This window comes from Microcoleus sp. w1-18aA5 (assembly GCF_036701705.1).
Lineage (GTDB): Bacteria > Cyanobacteriota > Cyanobacteriia > Cyanobacteriales > Microcoleaceae > Microcoleus.
This window is the reverse complement of the sequence record NZ_JAUPTE010000039.1, coordinates 44492-61678: the sequence shown is the minus strand read 5'-3', so window position 1 is coordinate 61678 and position 17187 is coordinate 44492. Positions and strand designations below refer to the sequence as shown.

Genomic DNA, 17187 nt, shown 5'->3' with positions numbered 1-17187 from the left:
AGTTAAACGGAAAAACTTTTTGACTCCAACTTTTCACAACTGATAAAAAAATTCCACACACATCTGCGGAATGTGGGGTTTAGCGCCATCGCTTTCACCGGATTCGAGAACTCAATTGCAGCCACAAAAGAATCACCCGCAACCGCTTGAAAGCGATCGTCCTTCCCAGGAGCGAACCAGACTGAGCGAAATACACCCAAAGCACCGTCAGCTCCATTTGCAGGCAGATTCGCCACCCCAGGCAATCGGAAGACTTCCCCCCATGCCACATCTAACGCGCCATAAGTTACCTCAACTTTGGTTGCTGTCGCTTCCAGCACCCGCGCCGCCTCCGCAGGATTTGCCAACCCGTCTGGCGTCGTTAGCGGCGCATCTTCGCTCCAAGGTTTAGCGAATAACTTATCGTCATCCATCGCTTTTTTCCAAAAGGCAAACAGCACCGCACCGCGACTGTCGGCATCGACTTTGCGATCCCAAGTCGCCAGAACTTCTGCAGCGCGGCGCGCTTGAGCACTGCCTTGCCGTGCGGCGGGAATTAAATCATCGAGGAGGCGATCGGCGAGTTCTACCTGAGTGGAATGTTTGTATTGCATCAATTCATCGAAAGAGATTTTTTCATCTTCTAAGAGCATTTTTGCCGATCGCTGCGATCGCAAGTCCATCGGGCCGCGCGGTGCCATGTAGGCGGGATAATTATCCGGTGCGATCGCGCTGGGAAACGTCGTCGTCCAAGGAGGATCGTTGGTATTTTGCAACCAACCGCTGGGCGGATCGACAACGCGCGGCAAATCCGGGTATGGATGATTTTTGGTCCACAAAGTCTCTGAAGTATTGCCTGGAATCGTGCCTGACCAGTATTTAAAATCTCCTTTTTTGCGTATAGGGACTTGACCGTTAAACAAGTGCATGATATGCCCCTCACGATCGGCATACATGACGGTAAACATGGGAATTTCCAAGCGCTTTAAAGCGGCTTCAAATTCAGAAAAAGTCTTGGAGCGTGCCATATCCCACCACTGCTGAAGGGCTGCTGGTTTATCGAGTCCGACAACGCGCAGGGCGATCGCTTTGCCCTGTTTTTCTGTGAGAATCGGCCCGTGAACAGAACGCCGCACGACTAGAGATTCCGATCGCAAATTTCCATTCTTTTCTTTGACTTTTAAAACCTTCTCTTCTCTGTCAAATTTTCGGACTTCGCCATCGAAGCGATAGCCATCGTTAGCGAGGGGCAATTCGTAGGCATCCCAGCCATCGTGAGTGTTGACAGTATGAGTCCATCCCAAGTTGTCATTAAAGGCGATCGTTAATACAGGAAATCCGACGAGAGTCGCTCCGTAAGCGTTAATTTCTGGGCCAATCAATTGTGCTTCGTACCATAAATATAAATCCGACCAAGGAAGGTGAGGATTTGCCAATAGCATGGCATTGCCGCTTTCAGAACGCGAAGGAGCGATCGCCCAACCATTAGAGCCTTTGGGGGTGTCATTTTCAGCGAGATTTTCAACGCGCTCTGGCTCGACTATAAAAGTAAAATTGATGACACGTTGCTCGTGTGCCAATACATCTGTCGGTTTGAGAGGCAATGCTATCTTTAATTCTTCGGTGAGCGCCTCTGGGTGTTCTTTTGCATAGGCATTCATTCCGCCAACAAAAGCATCGAGATAGTTGCGAAAAATGGGATTTTGTGATTCATACCAGGCATTAGCGCGATTAGGAATTCCCATAGTTTGCACCCAGCGATCGGATTCCAGATAATCTTCGCCCCAAAATTCGGCCGCTTGCCCGCGAGCTTGCCCGTAAAGACGCAAAATCAGATTACCATGACTTTGCATCTGCGCCCACCCGAAAGCGTAGAAAAGGCTTTTACTATTCTCTCCGTAAATATGTGGAATTCCATAGGTATCCCAAAGAATTTGAGTGCCTGTTTTAGGCGATGATTGAGCCACATTATTTAGAAGCAAAACTAAAATAAAACTCATTAATAACGAGACAATCCGCCGGCTTTGTTTTTTTAGTTGTAGAAACACTGGAAATTAATTGGCTAGGGTTAAACTGAGACATTGCAGCATTTTCAACAAGCGGCACGAACAAAATGCCGAGGATTTAAATCCCTTTTATGGAGAACAAGGGAGAAAACTATAGCAATCCTCGCAGCATTTGTGAATTTCTTACTCCCTCCCCTTGATAAGGGGAGGGTTGGGGTGGGGTAAAAAGTTTACGACTCATTTAGAATTGCTATATACCAAATCCGATGCCCAAAAAGCTAACCTATCTGCGTCCATCTGCGTCCATCTGCGGTTAAAAAAATACCACCTCCTTGAGAAATCCAGAAAATCCGAAAAAACACTCTATGTAAATCGGATGTGCAATTAAAAGCCCTCCCCTACCCTCACCAAATTGAAAAGCGCTATATAGCAATCCTCGCAGCATTTGTGAATTTCTTACTCCCTCCCCTTACTAAGGGGATGGTTGGGGTGGGGTAAAAAATTGACGACTTATTTACGATTGCTATAAAAGCCGGTGTGTCGGCTGTAAAGCGCATTAATGTCATTGGTGAGGAGGGGGGAAAAACAAGTAGGGCAAGATAGGTTATAAGGTTATTTTTTTATTTGACCTTGTTGCCAATTTCCTTCTAGCTTAGTTCCATCTGCATAAATGTAGGAACCTTGACCGTGTTTCTGGCCGTTGAGGAATTCACCTTGATAGCGATCGCCATTGGCGTAAATGCAGGTACCTTTGCCGTTGAACTGACCATCGGTAAATTCGCCTTCGCAGCGATCGCCATTCTTAAAAACGTAAACTCCTTTCCCGCTCATCTTACCCTTGACAAAAGTGCCTTTATAGCTATTTCCATTGGCGAACTCACGGACACCTTCACCACTAAATTCTCCATTGTCAAACGGCCCTTGATAACGTCCCCCTTCTTTAAAAGTAAACAACCCCTGACCTTGAATGTTGCCCTTGACAAACTCTCCTTCATAGCGGTTGCCATTCGGATATTCGCGAACCCTTTTACCGTGAAATTGCCCTTCACTAAATTGCCCCTCATAACGGCCTCCGACCGCAAAGGTATAAATTCCCTGTCCGTGAGGCAAGTTATTCAGCAACTCTCCTTCGTAGCGGTTCTTATTAGCATATTGACAGACCCCTTTACCGTTAACTTTTCCTTCTTTAATATCTCCTTCGCATCGAGTGCCATTACTGAACGTAAAAGCCCCTCGACCGCTGGGAGAACCACTCGTAAAAGACCCTTCGTAACGAATGCCGTTAGTTGATGTAAAAGTGCCTGTACCGTCGAACTCACCGTTTTTAAAAGTGCCTTCGTAGCGGTTGCCGTTAGCAAATTCGCGGACACCTTGACCGTTGAATTCCCCATCCCCAAATTCTCCTTGGTATTTACCTTCTTCTTTAAAGGTATAAATGCCTTTACCGTGAGGTTTGCCGTTAAGAAATTGGCCTTCGTAGCGATCGCCGTTGGCATATTGACAACTGCCGGGCCCGCTGAGTTTTCCCTCACTCAATTCTCCCTCGCAACGTCCGCCATCGGGTAAAGTAATTACTCCTGCCATTGCGCTGTGAGGGTTGGCAAACAACAAAGCCATTCCCAAGTTGGAACCAAGTAAGAGAGCGAGTCCAACTCGCTGAAGTTTACTTAATATTGCTGACGACATTCCCAAATTCATAATTCACAAAAAATTCAATTTTTAACTTTGCTATTCCTGGGACGGTGCTATAGAATTCCCAGCCAAATTGCTAGAGTCTCAAAAAAATCCCTAGTCAGTGAGCCGGAAGGTAATGGATGCTCTTTCTCCTTGAATGCCACTCTCTGATGAGGCAAGTTTCCATTTTTCTACTGCTTTAATCGCTGCCTTATTCAAGTCGTTGTATTTGCTAGGAGTCGAGATCTTGATGTTGAATGGCTTACCGTTGGGGTCAATGTCAAACACGACTTCCACTTCGCCTTGCCGCCCTTGTTCTCTGGCTGCGCTCGGATATTCAGGTCTACCGCAGCTAATGCAAGTGTCGGGAAGCCGACCGGAAGGGCCTGAAGGACTCCTCCCTCTTCCTGGATTTGTCGGTTTCGGCACTGGCCCGGAACCGCTGCCAAATGGCTGTGACGAACCCCCGCCGCCATTTCCACCCCCACCGGGTGATGAGTTCGATGCACTTCCAACCGGGCTACCAGAGGAGGGGAGGTTTCCTACATCTCCGATCGCATTTCCCGAATTTCCGCCGCCTCCTGGCCTAGTAGCTGTGACTGGTGAGCCAGCCGCAGGCGATCGGGGCGATCGCCCCGAACCAGCCGCAAATGGCTCATCAGAAGGTATGTCGCCATTTTTGCTGGCACCGGATGGTGAGTTGGACGCACTTGCTCCGGGGCTATCAGAGGAGGAGGGGTTTGTGAGATCCCCGATCGCATTTCCAGATTTACTACTGCCTCCTGGCCTAGTAGCTGTGACTGGTGGGCCAGCCGCGGGCGATCGCGCCAATGGCCCGGAAGAAGGATTTAATGGCTGTGAGGAAGGCTCCCCGCTACCCGCCGAAGCAGATGACGAGAGCGGGTTATTTTTTTCAGGGCTGTCGGAGGAGTTGGGATTTCCAGCATCTTTTGTAAAGTCTGGGAGACTCGCAGCACCCTTGGGGCGGGAGTCGCTAACGGGTGGTTCGCTTTTTGGAGGATCGGGCGAAGGGGTTTCGGGTTCCTGGGCGATCGGGCTTTTAGGAGTTTCTGGGGAATTGAAATCCTGTTGAGGTGCGGGGGAAGGCTCCTCTGGAATCGGCGGGGGCGTTACCGCTACCGGTGGCTCCTCTGGAATCGGCGGGGGCGTTACCGCTACCGGTGGCTCCTCTGGAATTGGTGGTGGCGTTACCGCTACCGGTGGCTCCTCTGGAATTGGTGGTGGCGTTGCGGCTACGGGTGACTCCTCTGGGGGAGTTGGCTCTGGTGGCAGTTCTGGTTTAAACGTCTCAGGCGGGGGAGATTCCTTTTCTGGAATAGTCGGCTCTGGCTTGGTTTCCTCTACTTTAGGCTCATCAAGCACAACAATTTCAATTGCATCCTCTTCAAATTCAGCAGGTTTGGCGAACTTGAGGCTCAACGGCAGCGCGACACCGTGCAGTAAGGTTGAGGCTAACAGACTGATCGCCAGAACTTTTTTGAGAGCTTCTTCTTGTTGTTGTCTTTGCGTCGCCGAAATATTTGAAAAACTCATGCCTTCTCACTCTCCTTTATGGATGGCAACATCCTCGCTGGCTCCCCGACATAACCCGAAACAAGCTACCACCTGCTGGTTGAGCTTGCTATCACTGATCAACCTACCCATCCTATAAGAAGACTGTCACCCTGTTCAAGACTCTTGCAATTAATTTTCATTATTTAATTTTGAGATTCCAACTAGAGGCTACCAATCAGCATTTCTTTTGGGGGCGTCTACTTGGCTCTTAGGGGCGGTGTCAATGTTCTGATTCTGGTAGGGCAAGGCTGAAAAATGCCTTAACTGCAATACTCTAGCCCCTGATCTACCAATAATTTTCCACATTCTCAAACTTTTTATAAAAAATAGTTAATAATTAAAATCAATTAAATTGGTATTTTTAATAGGTAATTATTATCTAAATGTGTGGCTCATGACTTGACAAAGCCTCAAGTTTGTGGAAACCTAGTTGAGAATCTTTTGAATTATTGAAGATTATTGTCAAGTCCTAACGCAAATATTTAGCAAAGAAGCACTGGCAGAACAATCTGTCGCGATCTCGATCGGGATCGCAGTAGGAGCATTTTGGGTACAGACGAAGATAGTCACATACAGGTAGTGCGATCGCGCTTGTGATCGCGCTTGAGTGAAACAATTCGCAACCTGAATCACTTGTGCCGACTTGACGTAGAAACTCTACCAGCCTTCTCACGGGCTAATTACAGCATTAGGCAGCTTGCGATCACTCAACCGAGCTAGCGAGAGTACAAATCAATGGATGCTTTCATTTACATTTTTCGCGCCGCAGGCATTGTTGCTTGGCCGCTATTTGCCTCCTCAATCGCAGCAGTCGCGCTGATCATAGAGCGTCTTGCCTTTTGGTTTAGGGTAAATCGGCGGCAGCGGCGAGTCGTGCGAGAAGTGCTACAGCTTTACAGTCAAAACCCCGATTCCGCCATCAAAAAGTTACAAGTAAACAGCGATTTGCCCCTGGCCCGGATTTTTTTAGAAGCTTTAGAATTAGACTCGCCCAACATCGAAGAATTTCGTTTGGCCTTAGAGAGTGGTGCTCAGGCAGAAATCCCCATCCTGAAGCGATTCAATACAATATTTGACACCATTATCAGCCTTTCCCCACTATTTGGGTTGCTCGGAACAGTTTTGGGGTTAATTACCACCTTTAGTTCTCTCAAACTGGGGAATGCCACGGGCACCAATGCCGCAGGCGTTACTTCTGGGATTAGCGAAGCCCTCGTTTCTACGGCAATAGGGTTAGTTGTGGCAATCTTTACACTCTTATTTGCCAATATGTTTCGCGGGTTTTACTTACAGCAGATAGCTTTTATTCAGGAAGCTGGAGGCCAGCTAGAGTTAATGTACCGTCACCGCTACGAAAAACTACCAAGAGAATCTAATTATGCGCCTACCCGATGAACCTGATAGTATTCCCCAGATTAACATCGTGCCAATGATTGATGTGGTCTTCGCCATATTAACGTTTTTAATTGTTTCCTCTCTGTCTTTATCCAAATCCGAGGGTTTGCCCGTAAATTTACCGAAAGCATCAACCTCTCAAGTTCAGGACTCGCCTGCTAAAATTACCGTCACCATTGATGCTAATGGAAAATTAATGGTTGATAAAAAGTTAGTCAACTTAGAGCATATTGAGAGTACAGTGCGACAGGTAATGGGGTCAAATCAGAACTCCTTAATTGTGTTGAATGCAGATAAAAGCGTCAATCACGGAAATGTTGTGGAAGTTATGGATCGATTACGCCGAATTAAGGGAGCTAAGTTAGGGATTGCTACCGCAAAGTAGAGAGCTTCTATAATTACTAATTTTTAATTTCCCACACCCTTAAACAGGAATTACCCCGTGAAAATTTACTAAAAAAGCCTGTAAACCTGGTTAGAAGGTAGTCTTGAATAGTCTGTAGGATTCAGGACTTTATTTGATAAAACAGTTAAAAATTAAAGTCCTTACTGCCAACAAACAGCAAGGACTTTAATTATTTATTCCTGAGTTTTAAGGACAAATATCCTTACTACACACGTTAAATACTTGCCATCACTTCACGCGCTGCAGCCAAAGTTCGATCGATATCTTCCTCAGTATGAGCCAAAGAAGTAAATCCCGCCTCAAACTGCGAAGGAGCCAGATAAATTCCGTGTTCCAACATTCCCCGGTGAAAGCGGCTGAACTTCGTCAAATCCGACTTCTTCGCATCCTCGTAATTGTGAACCGGGCCAGCCGCAAAAAACAAGCCAAACATCCCGCTAATTTGCCCGCCCCAAACCGCGTGTCCAGCTTCCTTAGCAATTTTTAGCAATCCGTCAGACAGTTTTTTAGTAATCTTATCCAACTGTTCGTAAGTGCCGGGTTTTTGTAGCAATTCCAAAGTCTTAATCCCAGCAGTCATCGCCAAAGGATTTCCCGAAAGCGTACCCGCTTGATACATCGGCCCAGCAGGAGCCACCATCCCCATAATATCCCGCCTTCCCCCGTAAGCTCCCACCGGCAAACCGCCACCGATAACTTTACCCAAAGTAGTCAAATCCGGTGTAACGCCGAATCTTTCCTGAGCTCCGCCGTAGGCGATGCGGAAACCGGTCATTACTTCATCAAAAACTAACAAAGCGCCGTTATCTTTAGTAATTTCCCGCAAACCTTCGAGAAAACCTGCATCCGGGGTAATAAAACCGGCATTCCCCACCACTGGTTCGAGAATTACGCCTGCTATCTCGCCGGGATTTTCGGCAAATAAAGCTTTGACTGCTTCTAAATCATTGTAGGGAGCGTTGAGGGTATTGGCGGTAGTGGATTTCGGGACGCCCGGAGAGTCGGGAAGGCCCAGAGTTGCGACACCGGAACCGGCTTTTACCAAGAACATATCGGCGTGCCCGTGATAGCAACCTTCAAATTTAATCAGTTTATCGCGTCCGGTGAAAGCTCGCATCAGCCGCAAAACGGCCATACAGGCTTCGGTGCCGGAGTTGACAAATCGCACCATTTCAATGCTGGGAACGGCATCGATGACCATTTCGGCGAGTACGTTTTCCAACAGCGATGGTGCGCCGAAACTCGTACCTTTTTCTAAAGATTCGTGCAAGGCTTTGATGACTTCCGGGTGGGCGTGGCCGCAGATGGCTGGGCCCCAAGTGCCTACATAGTCAATGTATTGGTTTTCGTCCACATCCCAAATGTAGGCTCCTTTTACCCTGTCAAAGACGATGGGCTGTCCGCCTACGGATTTGAAGGCGCGGACGGGGGAACTGACGCCACCTGGCATCAACTTCTGGGCTGCGGCGAAAATTTCTTCTGATTTGGTCGTTTTCAAGGTTGTGGAAACCAATGTTTTCTCCTTAGTGAACGTCTGTTGTTGGTAGAATAATTTTATAGCCAGTTCAACATAAAGGTTAGGTCGATTCAAGGAAACTATTCTAGTAGATTTTAGGGTACAAACCAATGAGTAGCAATACTAGCTTAGGTTTTTTAGGCTTTGTCGCACTAGCACCGTGAAGCGAAGCTATCCCGTAGGGAAGCGCCCTAAAATGTAATTTTTTGTAAAATAGTTCTTGACAATTTAGCCATCACTTGCTCAATCTTCTCTCTTCCTCTGCGTCCTCTGCGTTCTCTGCGGTTAATAAAAAAAACAATCTCCGACAGGAAAGCGTTAATCTATATTACCAAGTTGAAATAAAATTATGTCTACTACTGATTTATCGAATTTGAGCCGATCGATCCCAATTGAAAAGATCCGTTACGACGATCGCGGTTTAGTGCCTGCGATCGTCCAAGATTATTTGGACGGTACGGTGTTAATGATGGCCTGGATGAATCGGGAGTCCTTGCAAAAAACGCTCTCTACCGGGCAAACTTGGTTCTGGAGTCGATCGCGCGCCGAATTTTGGAACAAAGGGGCGACTTCGGGACACGTTCAAAATGTCAAAGGGCTGCGTTACGACTGCGATAGCGATGCTTTGCTAATCACTGTCGAACAAGTCGGAGATATTGCTTGTCACACGGGAGAAAGAAGTTGTTTTCACCAAGTTGATGGGGAAATTTCACCGCCGCCAGGGGATATGTTATCTCAATTATTTGCGGTAATTTGCGATCGGCGCGACAATCCTAACGAAAGTTCTTATACTTGCAAATTGTTCGAGGGCGGCGACAACAAGATTCTCAAGAAAATTGGCGAAGAGTCGGCGGAAGTTGTGATGGCTTGCAAAGATGACGACAAAGAGGGGATTGCTGGAGAAGTTGCGGATTTATTTTATCACGCTTTGGTTGCTTTGGCTCACCATCAAGTTGACTTAAGAGAAGTTTACCGCAAATTGGGCGATCGACGAAAATAAATTAGTTAGTTGACGGTTAACTGTTGACTGTTGACTGTTAATGCTAACAACAATCTTGGACGCACGTGGGATCACAAACCCGGTTTCTCCGAAAAATCGTGGTATCGAACCGAGAGATATTGACGCAGAAACCGGGTTTTTTTGTCTTAGTCCTAAACGAACAACTGAATATTAGATTCTACTTTTCAACATTCGATCGAGCTTTTGCAAAATAACCACAGCCGCAATCACACTAAAAGCCAAACCCAACCAAAAATTATCCGCCGCCCATTTACCCCTATCCAAAGCCAAACCGCCCAGCGGCGGCCCGATTAAATAGCCGATCGCCCAACACTGAGAACTAACGGCCAAATACACGCCCCGCAAAGACTCCGGCGCTAAATCCACCACTAAAGCCGAAGCAAAAGGCGTATAAGCAACAGTCGCCACAGACAAAAAGCTCAAGCCTAAAACAGCTAAAAATAGATTGCCAGTGGCAGCCATTCCCGTCAAGCCGATCGCGATAAATCCCATTCCCCATAGCAGCGCAGAAATCATCAAAGCTTTCGGATGGGAAAACCGCCTCAAAGCTTTAACAATCGGCAATTGCAAAGCCACAGTTAAAAACGTGCTAAAAGCAAACAAAACGGTAATTGTACCTGTTGAAAAGCCTTTTCCCGATGTCCCCACCGCGACAAACTTGCTAAAGTACAGCGGCATTGTGGTTTGGATTTGGGAAATATATAATGTGAACAGGGTATTTACTAAAGCATAAACTAAAAGACTGCGATCGCTCAGCGCCACTATCCAGCCATTTTTTAGACTTTTTTTGCCTATATCGGCTGAATTAGCTGGTTTGTAGGTTTCGCCGATCGCGATCGCAACTACCGCAAACAGCACTAAAAACGAGATACCATCAATAATAAAGAGCGATCGATAATTACCCGTTACCTCAATCAACAAACCGCCCAAAATAATCCCAACTTGCAAACCCAAATTATCCGCCAGTCGTGTCAAAGCAAAAGCTTCCTGCCGCTGTTCGCCCTCAGTTAAATCCGCCACCATCGTCTCCGTTGGAGGCCAATACAAACCCACACCAAAACCCATCAGTAAATTGCCCGCAATTAAGCCAGCGAAATCATTAGTCGCCGCCAGTACAAAAGAAGCGGCAGCCGAAATAATTGTCGCCAGCAGTAAAGTTCGGCGCCTTCCCCAAAATTTGGAATCGCAAAAAGAACCGCCCAAAATTCTGCCGAATATTCCTGAAACTGAACCGCTACCCAAACCAATCCCAACAGCAGTAGCAGATAAACCGACGCGATCGACAAAAAATATCGGCGCGTAAAATAAAGTAAAACCGGTGCCGCTTTGGGAGAGGAATCTGCCAGCGGCAAGAATCCAGACTTGAGGGGGGAGACGGGGCAACCAAGAGGATAATTGAAATTTAGGCATATACACTTAAATTAGGAGTTATTTCTGGACGCTGAAACCTGGTTTTTTATAAAAAATACGTTACGGTGTTTAATCAGGATCAAAACCAGATGTCTTTGGTCGCAGTGCATAAGTCCTATGAGTAATTATTAATTTATTCCGTACTTTTTCGGAATTAGTATTAATTAACCGAGGTGAGGACAAACATAAGTGAGCTTAACAATTCTTCAGCGTCTGTTACAGAAAAGTTACCATTAATTTAAAAATACTTAACACGATTTGATAAAAAAGTTAGTTAAACTCTAGAAAAGGCAGAAGAAAATTTTAGAGGGTCTAATTATATGACAGCTATTACAACATCAAGAGTGGAATCAATCAAACCGCGCTGGCAAGCAATTGTCATGGTTGCTCTAATTTTCTGGCTCAGCGTTAGCCTGATTTTGGATCTAGTAATTATGCCCAGTCTCTACGTATCTGGCATGACGACATCTGCCGAGTTTGCAACTGCCGGGAATTTAATGTTCTGGGGATTCAACCGCGTTGAGTTAATCTGTGCGGGCCTGGTGGCAACGGGTTTGATGGTTTTGAGCAATTTAGTTGGTGACTTCGGCAAGCGCAGCCGCACAGCAATCTTATTATCATTGGTACTTCTGACGATCGCCCTGATTGACACCTACGCCCTGACACCCCAAATGAGCGCCTTGGGAATGCAGCTAAATCTGTTCGATTCCGCAGCAGAAGTCCCGGCTGGGATGAATCTACTGCACCAAGGCTATTTTGCCTTGGAAGCGCTGAAGTTGGCTGTCGCCGGTACGCTGCTGGGCTGGTGCTACCAAAACCAAGTTTAATCGACATAATACTCAGAGGTTGAGTGGAGAAAAAAGACTCAACCTCCAGCGGGGGGCGTGAATTCACGCCCCCCGCTAATTTTTAAAATTTTAGCGATCGTAAACACCGGATTTGATATTCATCGGCGTTAATCTGTGTTGATCTGCCCTAATCTGCGGTTCAAAAAAGAGAATTTCTTGGGCCGCAGATGACAATGGATTGACGCTGATTCACGCAGATGAAGATCAGAGAGATATAAATAATCTCCGATGCTAACTGATTTGATACAACTATACGGTCAAGTTTCCTGAACCAGCGCAAAAACGGATACTTGCGAACTCCTCCCGTGGAGAAAGCAAAATTTTAGACTCTTGTTCACCCTCCCAGATTCATCTGTAGAGTAAATCTAAAATCTAAAATCTAAAATCTAAAATCGACTGCCCTACTCGGATGCTTCCGGTAAATCTGCTTTTGGCCACAGCAAGCGCAAGCCCATTACCGCAAATCCGATCGCCGCGAGTCCCTTTACCAGTCGCTCCGGCAACACCTCTGCCGTGCTAAAGCCAATGGCCACGCCGATTAAACTCGCCAGCAGCAGCGCCGACGCCGTACCGAAAAATACAGCCCGCGGCGAGTTACAACTACTGCCCAGGGCGATCGCAGCTAATTGACTTTTGTCTCCCAATTCTGACAAAAACACTGTAATAAAACTGATGCCCAAAAGTTGCCAGTCCATGTTTTTTTAGTTTTTAGTTAGGTATTGTAGAAATCTAGGACTTACCGACAAGGCAGACAGTTAACCCAGCACTTCCCACAGCAGAACCGCCGAAATCGCCAGTAAAATCACTCCGGCTGCTCTCTCCAAAGTTCTCGGAGCAATCCGACTAGCCAGCCACCTTCCCAGCAACACCCCCAGCAAACTGGTTGCTATCAAAGCCGAACCCGCACCTGCAAAAACGATCCAAGGATTTCGAGATTCAGCCGTCATCAGCAAAATCGCGAGCTGAGTTTTGTCTCCAATTTCAGCTAAAAAAATAGTTGCAAAAGTCGAAGCAAAAATTGCCCAGTGCTTGGGCTTCAGTTTCTTTTGTTCTTGACAAATATCGGGATTTACAGTCACTGAGAGTTCAGCGGGCTCCGGGGTTAAAGCAGCACAAATCTCAGTAACCTCTTTTATTTGTAGTTGTACCTGTTGTGGCAAATCATAATTGAGGTTTACTGAGTCAGAAGCAGACAAGCTTGGCGGAACAGAATCAAGTTTCACGGGCAATGAGTGCTAAACGCTATTTATTTTTGACTTGTACTTTTGATTCTAACTCTCTCTGTGGCTGGTTTTAGCAAACCAGGGTCAATCGATTTTAGATTTTAGATTTTAGATTTTAGATTAAAGAATTGAAGCATTAACCCCACGGATAAATTCGGGGGGCAAGTTTTATCGGATACAGGTTTTTTATTCCTCCAGGGATGAATCCGGGGGCTTGTATCCTAGATGCTTTCGGTCATCTTTTTCCCCGGAGATTTCAGCAACTCATTCCTGAAACACCTCACCGCGCCCAAAAAGGGATACAAGCCCCCAGATTAATCTGTCGAGTCAATCTAAAATCTAAAATCTAAAATCTAAAATCTAAAATTGACTGACTGACTGGTTCATGTGCCGTAAGTTCGATCGCCCGCATCTCCCAAACCAGGTACAATAAAGCCCTGTTCGTTGACTATTTCGTCGATCGTTGCCGTGTAAATCATCAAACTGGGGTACTCTGCACTCAGCCTCTTCAAAGCCGGAGGAGCAGCCACCACAGAGATAATCCGAATCAAGCTCGGGTCAATTCCCCGTGCAGTCAATTCCTGCATAGTCGCTATAATCGTCCCGCCAGTCGCCAGCATCGGCTCGCTAATTATCACCCGCGTTTCCGGGTTAAACTGGGCCGGCAATTTGTTCAAATAACAAGTCGGTTCCAGCGTCTCCTCATTTCTTGCCATGCCGAGGTGGTAAACCGAAGCCAGCGGCACAACCGTCTGAATTCCCTCGAGCAGTGACAAACCCGCCCGCAAAATCGGTACCACAACTAACGGAGCTTCTGGGTTGATAAAAGTCGCCGGACATTCGCCCAAAGGAGTCTGCACTGTGGTTTCCACTGTCGGCAGCCATTCTCGAATCGCCTCGTAAGCCAGCCACCGTCCCAATTCTGTCATCGCAGAACGAAAAAGTACGGAGGGGGTGGCGGCGTCGCGGGCAACAGCCAGCCAGTGTTTAATTAATGGATGCGGAGGAACGTAAACGCGCAGTTGCAGGGACATTAGGAAATTGGGGAGATTGCTAGGTTTGAGGGATTTTATGCGGTGCGATCGATCTTCTTCGAGGGCTTCGCCAACGATCAAGCCAGCGATCGCTCTGTGCAACTTATCACATCCTTGAGGGCGCATACAAGCCAGAGAGTGAGAATCGACTTCTTGCACCATTTTCAAGATTGCCGTCACGGGTTCAAACCTCTGCCCGAGTGCCCGACTGCCGGAGTATTGCGACAAGCACAAGCCTTCCCTTAGAACCCATTCGCCGATCAACCTCCATCCGCTTATTGAAATATTTTTCTAATAGTATTGACATTAATTAGCAACAAGGCTATAGTGATTTTTAGTGTTCTCCTCTCAAAGGATCGGCAGACGGGGGCAGTCGGCAATGGTAGACTGTTCCCGCATTTTTTTTTGGAAGCTGGGGCATCGGCCAAACAGGGCATCGGCCAAACAGGGTATCGGGCATTGCCGAACTTCGGTCTTCTTGACATCCGTTACAGCCGCTACATAATCCGTTGCCGAACTTCTTGCTTCTGGAGCGATCGACTGTAAAATCATAGAAATATTAAGATTTTTAACCGAATGTCAGCTCCTACCCAATCCCAGTTATTTTCTCCCAACTCCCGCCCAACAGAGCAAGAGTTTGATGTAATTGTCATCGGTTCCGGCATTGGTGGACTGGTGACAGCCACCCAGCTAGCCGCTAAGAAAGCCAAAGTTTTAGTGCTCGAAAGCTATACAATTCCGGGGGGTAGCGCTGGATATTTCGATCGAGAAGGCTACAGATTCGATGTCGGCGCCTCCATGATTTTTGGCTTCGGACAGCGCGGCACCACCAACCTCCTCACCCGCGCCCTGAAAGCAGTCAACGTCACCTTAGAAACCATTCCAGACCCCGTACAGCTTCACTATCACTTACCCAGCGGCTTGGAACTTGAAGTTCCCCAGGCTTATGAGAAATACTTGCAAGAATTAACTGACAGGTTCCCTCACGAACGCGAAGGAATCCACAAATTTTACGGCGAATGCTGGAGCGTCTTCAACTGCCTCAACGGCATGGAATTGCTATCCCTAGAAGAACCCGGATATCTCGTCCGAGTCTTTTTTCAGAATCCTTTAGCCTGTTTAGGATTAGTAAAATATCTGCCTCAAAATACTGGCGACATTGCGCGGCGCTACATAAAAGACCCTACTTTGCTGAAATTTATCGACATGGAATGCTACTACTGGTCTGTAGTACCTGCCGACTTGACCCCGATGATTAATGCCGGAATGGTATTTTCCGACAGACATTATGGTGGCATAAATTATCCTAAAGGCGGAGTCGGTCAAATCGCCCAAAAGTTAGTAGAAGGATTAGAAAAATGCGGCGGGAAAATTCAATACAAAGCTAAGGCTAAAAAAATTATCACAGAAAACGGCCGCGCTGTCGGAGTCGAGCTAGCAACCGGCGAAGTTTACCGGGCAAAGCGCATAGTTTCTAACGCCACGCGGTGGGATACTTTTGAGAAATTGCTCTCGGCAGAAGAGATGCCCGCTAGCGAGAAGAAATGGCAGCAGCGCTATCAAAAAGCCCCCAGTTTCTTGAGTTTGCATTTGGGAGTGGAAGCAAGCGTAATCCCTGCTGGTAGCGCCTGCCACCACATTTTGTTAGAAGAGTGGGAGAAAATGGAAGCGCCGGAGGGAACAGTTTTAGTGTCAATTCCGACGGTACTCGACCCGGATTTAGCTCCTGCAGGATATCACATCGTTCACGCTTTTACTTCGAGTTGGATGGAAGAGTGGGAAGGACTTTCGCAGCAGGAATATGAGGATAAAAAAGAAGAGGCGGCAGGGAGAATTATTGAAAGATTAGAAAAGATTTTTCCCGGTTTAGACGCCGGTTTGGATTATATGGAAGTTGGGACAGCGCGTTCTCACCGCCGCTTTTTGGGGCGCGAAGATGGAACTTACGGGCCGATTCCGCGACAGAAGCTAATGGGTTTGCTGGGAATGCCGTTTAATCGAACTTCTATGCCTGGTTTGTATTGTGTGGGCGACAGTACGTTTCCCGGACAGGGTTTAAATGCGGTGGCGTTTTCTGGGTTTGCTTGCGCGCACCGAATAGCGGTTGATTTGGGTTTTTAGTGGTAATGGTAGGGTGCGTCAATCGATTTTAGATTTTAGATTTTAGATTTTAGATTGACTTGCGCGAGATAAATGCGGGGGGCTTGAGGATTTTCGATTTTCGATTTTGGATTGATTCCACGGATAAATCACGTGGTGGGTACCACCTTTGAAATTCGTGGTCAGATTGTTCGCTTGAAATACGACATAAAATGTGAGGCTCCGGGGCAGCCTACAAAAAGACTAAAAACCCGGTTTCTGGGGAGAAACCGGGTTTTTAACCTCAAAATTGGTGTTTTCCATTCTTTTAATGAGTTTACTGGTCGTAGCTGCCGCCGACGCCGATTTGGGTATTGTAGATTTTCGCATCTGTGATGGTCATATCTTCCATTGAGGCCCCGGATACGTCAGCGGTGTTAATGATTGCTGCAGTCAGATCTGCCCGATCGAGGTCTGCGTCATTTAAACTGGCATTAGTCAGGAAAACTGCGGTTAAGTTAGCACCCGTCAAGTTAGCACCCGTCAAGTCAGCACCTTCGAGGTTAGCCTGAGATAGGTTTGCTCCTCGTAAATTTGCTTCTCTCAAATCAGCACCAATTAAATGAGCTCCCGTTAAATCTGCTCCCGACAAGTCGCACTTAAAACATTGCCCGGTTGACAATAACTGTTCTACGTGAACGGGATTTTCAGCGCGAGCCGGGCCGGCCAACAGTAGGGGAGTAATTAAAAAAGTAGCGGCTAATAGATTGCGTTTCATAATCTCTTTTCCTCACCAGACTCTGTATTCAAGTTCTTGTCTTGATATCTACAATCTTACCACGGTTGTTTTCGCAAGTTGCGATCTAATTCACACATTGGCTGTGATATCGATTGCCCTCAACAACGCATACATGGTCTCGACCAGCTTGCAAAACTTTATTTCGCAAAACTTAACACTGCCGAACTTAATACAGTGCCTTTTTGTAGTAACCTTTTCTAGGTTAGCTAATACAGCAAACAG

The 17187-nt window shown here is 46.9% G+C and carries 14 protein-coding genes; 5 read left to right on the top strand and 9 right to left on the bottom strand.

Translation table 11 applies throughout. The annotated features are described in order from the left end of the window. Positions 1-2 precede the first annotated feature (2 nt). The 3 genes from Q5691_RS15945 to Q5691_RS15935 form a co-directional block, all read right to left on the bottom strand. Entirely contained in the window at positions 3-1946 is a 1944-nt protein-coding gene (locus tag Q5691_RS15945) for a penicillin acylase family protein (protein WP_333345579.1), read from the bottom strand. Positions 1947-2597: 651 nt separating this feature from the next. Beyond that, positions 2598-3671 carry a hypothetical protein gene (locus tag Q5691_RS15940; protein WP_333345577.1) on the bottom strand — a complete coding sequence of 358 codons (1074 nt, stop codon included), beginning with the start codon at positions 3669-3671 and terminating at the stop codon, positions 2598-2600. Positions 3672-3773: 102 nt separating this feature from the next. Beyond that, on the bottom strand, positions 3774-5213 hold the full coding sequence (locus tag Q5691_RS15935) for a TonB family protein (RefSeq protein WP_333345575.1): 1440 nt from the start codon (positions 5211-5213) through the stop codon (positions 3774-3776). A gap of 756 nt (positions 5214-5969) precedes the next feature. Between Q5691_RS15935 and Q5691_RS15930 the strand changes: the two genes are divergently transcribed. Continuing rightward, a complete protein-coding gene (locus tag Q5691_RS15930; RefSeq protein ID WP_333058279.1) occupies positions 5970-6629 on the top strand; it encodes a MotA/TolQ/ExbB proton channel family protein in 660 nt (219 codons plus the stop codon). Continuing rightward, positions 6613-7014, top strand: coding sequence for a biopolymer transporter ExbD (locus Q5691_RS15925; protein WP_333345573.1), 402 nt, complete (start codon positions 6613-6615; stop codon positions 7012-7014). Before Q5691_RS15930 ends, Q5691_RS15925 begins: the two co-directional genes overlap by 17 nt. A 235-nt stretch (positions 7015-7249) precedes the next feature. Here the strand turns inward: Q5691_RS15925 and hemL are convergent, their stop codons facing one another. After that, positions 7250-8548, bottom strand: a complete 1299-nt coding sequence (gene hemL, locus Q5691_RS15920) for a glutamate-1-semialdehyde 2,1-aminomutase (RefSeq protein WP_333035451.1) — start codon at positions 8546-8548, stop codon at positions 7250-7252. A 352-nt stretch (positions 8549-8900) separates the two neighbouring features. On the opposite strand from hemL, the gene hisIE reads away from it, so the two are divergent. Next, entirely contained in the window at positions 8901-9551 is a 651-nt protein-coding gene (hisIE, locus tag Q5691_RS15915; protein WP_333212666.1) for a bifunctional phosphoribosyl-AMP cyclohydrolase/phosphoribosyl-ATP diphosphatase HisIE, read from the top strand. A 171-nt stretch (positions 9552-9722) separates the two neighbouring features. Here hisIE and Q5691_RS15910 read toward each other — a convergent pair whose 3' ends face one another. Beyond that, positions 9723-10982 carry an MFS transporter gene (locus tag Q5691_RS15910; protein ID WP_333212664.1) on the bottom strand — a complete coding sequence of 420 codons (1260 nt, stop codon included), beginning with the start codon at positions 10980-10982 and terminating at the stop codon, positions 9723-9725. A 320-nt stretch (positions 10983-11302) separates the two neighbouring features. Here Q5691_RS15910 and Q5691_RS15905 point away from each other — a divergent pair, with 320 nt between their 5' ends. Next, a complete protein-coding gene (locus Q5691_RS15905) occupies positions 11303-11809 on the top strand; it encodes a hypothetical protein (protein WP_333212663.1) in 507 nt (168 codons plus the stop codon). A 422-nt stretch (positions 11810-12231) separates the two neighbouring features. On the opposite strand, the gene Q5691_RS15900 is transcribed toward Q5691_RS15905, so the two are convergent. From Q5691_RS15900 to upp, 3 genes are all read right to left on the bottom strand, one after another. Further along, the gene (locus Q5691_RS15900; protein ID WP_190658036.1) at positions 12232-12525 is read right to left on the bottom strand and encodes a TMEM165/GDT1 family protein; all 294 of its coding nucleotides are present in this window, start codon (positions 12523-12525) and stop codon (positions 12232-12234) included. 60 nt (positions 12526-12585) lie between these two features. After that, complete coding sequence (locus Q5691_RS15895) at positions 12586-13053, bottom strand: TMEM165/GDT1 family protein (protein WP_333035444.1); 468 nt, start codon at positions 13051-13053, stop codon at positions 12586-12588. 383 nt (positions 13054-13436) lie between these two features. Continuing rightward, complete coding sequence (gene upp / locus Q5691_RS15890; protein ID WP_333082111.1) at positions 13437-14087, bottom strand: uracil phosphoribosyltransferase; 651 nt, start codon at positions 14085-14087, stop codon at positions 13437-13439. 576 nt (positions 14088-14663) lie between these two features. On the opposite strand from upp, the gene crtH reads away from it, so the two are divergent. After that, on the top strand, positions 14664-16208 hold the full coding sequence (gene crtH, locus Q5691_RS15885) for a carotenoid isomerase (RefSeq protein WP_333212659.1): 1545 nt from the start codon (positions 14664-14666) through the stop codon (positions 16206-16208). A 295-nt stretch (positions 16209-16503) separates the two neighbouring features. Here the strand turns inward: crtH and Q5691_RS15880 are convergent, their stop codons facing one another. Continuing rightward, a complete protein-coding gene (locus tag Q5691_RS15880) occupies positions 16504-16944 on the bottom strand; it encodes a pentapeptide repeat-containing protein (RefSeq protein ID WP_333345570.1) in 441 nt (146 codons plus the stop codon). Between the last annotated feature and the right edge of the window lie 243 nt (positions 16945-17187).